The 2,889-nt window shown below is 67.1% G+C and carries 3 protein-coding genes; 2 read left to right on the plus strand and 1 reads right to left on the minus strand.

The annotated features are described in order from the left end of the window. Positions 1 to 446: 446 nt before the first annotated feature. Positions 447 to 680, plus strand: a complete 234-nt coding sequence (locus MOX02_RS30030; protein WP_147029415.1) for a hypothetical protein — start codon at positions 447 to 449, stop codon at positions 678 to 680. 110 nt (positions 681 to 790) lie between these two features. Here MOX02_RS30030 and MOX02_RS30035 read toward each other — a convergent pair whose 3' ends face one another. Then, positions 791 to 1,072 (minus strand): hypothetical protein, encoded by a 282-nt coding sequence (locus tag MOX02_RS30035; RefSeq protein WP_176601348.1) that lies wholly within the window; start codon positions 1,070 to 1,072, stop codon positions 791 to 793. Positions 1,073 to 1,375: 303 nt separating this feature from the next. Here MOX02_RS30035 and MOX02_RS30040 point away from each other — a divergent pair, with 303 nt between their 5' ends. Next, the gene (locus tag MOX02_RS30040) at positions 1,376 to 2,779 is read left to right on the plus strand and encodes a sulfatase-like hydrolase/transferase (protein WP_147029416.1); all 1,404 of its coding nucleotides are present in this window, start codon (positions 1,376 to 1,378) and stop codon (positions 2,777 to 2,779) included. Positions 2,780 to 2,889: the final 110 nt, after the last annotated feature.

The following is a 2,889-nucleotide window of genomic DNA, read 5'->3' on the forward strand; positions in this document are numbered from 1 at the left end:
GGCTGTTGCATAGCAGGGGGAGCGCCATGTCGTGCCGCCACCAGTCTGACGGTCCACCACAAGGGCCCGTCGAGGCCATACCGGCGCGCTCGCGCAAATGGCTTCGCTGGCCGAGCGAACTACCACGGTCCTGCAACGATAACCGCGACACAGGAGCGGTGCAGATCGTCAGAATTGCTGCCTTCGGCTTGGCAGGTCTCGTAGGTCTGGCAACCCTGATCGCTGGATTGGTGGCCTAGAAGCACACGAGCCGAGTTCGCGGGCTGGGCATTAGCGAGCCGCGTCCGGCCCAGTAGGCTGAACCGTTCCGCTCATGGCGGCGTTTCGCGGCGATGCTTCATGGATCAGCGCTGTCCATTCGCCTCACCCTTGCTCTCGTCAGCAGCCTGCTCGCGGCCCCAGGCTCTGCGGCCGAGGACTGCCCAGAGCGGTTTCAGAAGTACGGCTTGTTCCTGCAGGCGAAGAAGTCCTGCGGGCGCGAGGCCGAGTACCCGCTGATGAAGGTCATGCGGGCCTGCGCCAAGGAGACGCCGCAGGACGCGGCGATCAAGCTGATGGACGAAGGCCGGCGCGAGTGGGCCAGAGGCGTGATGCGCAGCAGCCTCGGCAGTATGTGCGAGGAGGTGTTCGCCAAGCTGTCACCTGCAGCGGACAAGCGGCATAGCAGGCACGAGAAGTAGCTGGGGCGTTAGATCGGATCGGCTTACGCGAAGGTACCAGATCAAATCCATTCTGCTGAACGGCGCCGAATACCCGCATGAAAGGGGGCCCGCAGGGCCCCTGTGCCGTCTCAGAAATGATGGTGATGCCGCCGATGATGGTGGTGGTGATGCCGGTGATGATGGTGGCGCCGCATGTGATGATGGTGATGCCGGCGGTACTGCACCTCGACCGTGGCGTCAGGCGCGCTGGCAGCACCCGGTAGGGCGGGGGCCGCCGACGCTGCGCCGGCAAGGCCGAAAGAGGCCAGTACGGCCAGCGCAAGCAAAGACTTCTTCATGGGCAGGGTTCCTTGGTTCAGGGGGCCATAGGGCGCGGAGGGCTCGCCGGCTTGTGCGGCGCCGGTCAGCACCGCGGCTCCGTCTGAACAGAGCACGGCGTTACGCGGCGCCGCCGTAACGGCACTCACCCACGAACCGTTCCGCAGGAAGGCTTCAGGCGATCTCTTCCGTGGGCCTTATGCTTGAGCGAGATCGCGTCCGCGCTGCACGTGGGCGATTGGGTGTTACGGAAGCCCTCTCTGATGGCGTTCTGAATTTCATCATCGGAGATCGCACGTCGGCAAATCGCTCTTTGGCGAAGGTTGCACGAAGATGCTTAAGGTTGCGCTGGGAATTTAGGTGATAGGCAGGGCCGGGGATCTCATAGGGCCGGTTTGCATGAGCGTCGTCGAAGGCGGGCCCACCGACACAGCCGTCGCAGCGCAGGCTCCCGCCACATCCGGACCAGCCCGATTTCGGAAATTTTTCTCGCGGCCGACGCTGCTGCTGCTCCTTGGCGGCATCGCCCTCCCGAACGCGCTCGCGCTGGCAGCGAATATCTGGGTGGACGTCCCGCCGCGGACCGCCGCCATCGCGGCCTACGCGGCCGTTGCCCTCCTGAGCGCGCACCTGCGCGCCGCCGCCATCGTCCCGCTCTACCTCGCGGCCGTGACCTTCGACGGGCTCGCGATCATCGCGCACGTCTTCTTCATGGATCTGACGCTGATCACCGAGAACATCCCGACGCTCACGCATGTCCGCCTGCTGTCGTCTCCGTTCTACGCCGCGCTGATCGCCGCCCTGATCGCTGTCTTGGCCGCGAACATCCTGTTCCTCCTGCGCTGCAGAAGCGCGATGGCCGGAGGCGACAGGCTCGTCTTCCTGCTAGCCGTCATCGGCTGCCTCGTCGCCGATTTCCAATTCGGCAACGCGGCACGTGCGAAGTACAGCCCGGCGGCCGGCATCGGGCAGCCCTTCCAGTCCGCGGTCCAGATGTCCGGCTTCGCCGAGACCGCGGATCCCGCCCGGCCGAAGCGGAGCGTCCTCCTCGTGCTCGTCGAGAGCCTGGGCATCCTGCGCGACGCGCAGCAGCGGAGCATCCTGTTCTCCGCCTTCGACGACGCGGACCTGAGGGCGCGCTACACGCTGACCTCGGGGACGACGACCTTCTTCGGCGCCACGGCGTACGGCGAGATGCGCGAGCTCTGCCAGTCCCGCTCGTCCTACCGGGGATCCTGCACGGCAGCGGGCCGGCCTGCCTGCCGAGCGCCTACGCCGCGCGCGGATACCGCACCGTCTCTGTCCACGGCTTCTCGGGCGAGTTCTACGAGCGCGACCAGTGGTACGCGAAGATCGGGTTCACCCGCAGCGTGTTCCCGGAGACCGCGACGACGCACTACGCGCGCCGGTGCGGCGGACCCTTCGTCGGTCCCTGCGACGTCGAGGTCGCCGACACGATCAACGACCGGCTGGCGAACGCCTCGCAGCCCATGTTCATCCACTGGGTGACGCTGAACTCGCACGTCCCGGTCCGGGCCGGCGAGGCGACGCCGCGCCACGGCTGCGCGACCGGCGGACCGTTCGGGGATCCCGAGGTCTGCGCGATGGCCGAGATCTGGCAGGACCTGTTCGAGGCGATAACCCGTCTGGCGAAGCGCAACCCCGAGACCGAGATCCTGCTGGTCGGCGACCACGCCCCGCCGCTGTGGCGGCGGGCCGCCCGCGGCCTCTTCGAGCCGGACCGCGTGCCCTGGCTTCGGCTGGAGCCACGCGGTCCGATTGCCACAGCCGCGCATTAGGTCACAGGCAGGCGTGGGGCCTTCGTCAGGGTAGCGGGCGACCAGGGTCGCGGAGCCTGCTGGTGACCTTTGTGCCGTCTATTTCCGGCCTAAGCCGACCTTCGCCGACT

It is taken from the genome of Methylobacterium oxalidis (assembly GCF_007992195.1).
GTDB lineage: Bacteria > Pseudomonadota > Alphaproteobacteria > Rhizobiales > Beijerinckiaceae > Methylobacterium > Methylobacterium oxalidis.